The organism is Microbacterium sp. CCH5-D1 (genome assembly GCF_001557335.1).
Taxonomy (GTDB): Bacteria; Actinomycetota; Actinomycetes; order Actinomycetales; family Microbacteriaceae; genus Microbacterium; species Microbacterium oxydans.
Map to the genome: position 1 here is coordinate 1 of NZ_LSJW01000035.1, position 895 is coordinate 895.

An 895-nucleotide genomic window follows, 5' to 3' on the forward strand; every position below is an offset into this window, starting at 1 on the left:
GTACTCGTCGACGACGACGGCCAGTTGGTAGCCGCGTGCCCGCAGCTCGGCGATCAGGGCGTCGACGTGCACGGTCTCCGGCACCCGGAGCGGTTCCGTCGCCAGCGCGCCGGCAGGAACCTCGGTCCGACGCTCTCGAGGCACGGAGATGGCCGCCTTGAGGTGGACGACACCGGTGATGTCGTCCAGGTCGTCGTCGTACACCGGGAAACGGCTGTGCCCGGTGCGTCGGGCGAGCTGGATGACGTCGTCGGCGGAGTCGCCGGCCGCGATCGCATGCATGCTCGGACGCGCCGTCATCACATCGGCGGCGGTCAGCCGGGCGAAGGTGAGCGTGCGGTCGAGGAGCGTCGCTGTATCGGCTTCCAGCAGACCGGCGCTGGCGGAACGGCGCACGAGAGAGGAGAGCTCCTCAGCGCTCCGGGCCCCCGAGAGCTCCTCCTTCGGCTCGATGCCCATACTGCGCAGCACGCCGTTCGCGCTGCCGTTGAGCACCACGACGGCCGGCTTGAACACGGTCGTGAAGGCGATCTGGAACGGGATCACGAGCTTCGCAGTGGCCAGAGGCAGCGCGAGGGCGAAGTTCTTCGGGACGAGCTCACCGAGGATCATCGAGAGCACCGTCGCCACCAGCATCGCCACGATGGTCGCGATCGGGGTGACGGCCGCCTCGGGGATGCTCCAGGCGATGAACGTCGGACGCAGCAGGTTCGACAGCGCCGGCTCCATCGTGTACCCGGTGAGCAGGGTCGTCAGCGTGATCCCGAGCTGCGCAGCGGAGAGATGGGTCGACGTGTGCTTGAGGGCGCTGATGGTGAGGGAGAGCCGCGACTCGCCTCTCGCCTGCCTGGCCTCGAGTTCCGCGCGATCGAGGTTCACCAGGGCGAACTCGCTG

General features: G+C 68.7%; 1 protein-coding gene. It reads right to left on the reverse strand.

Going from position 1 to position 895, the window contains the following annotated elements; genetic code table 11:
• On the reverse strand, nucleotides 1-895 hold an 895-nt coding region (locus AX744_RS02305), incomplete at both ends, for a hemolysin family protein (RefSeq protein WP_061015280.1).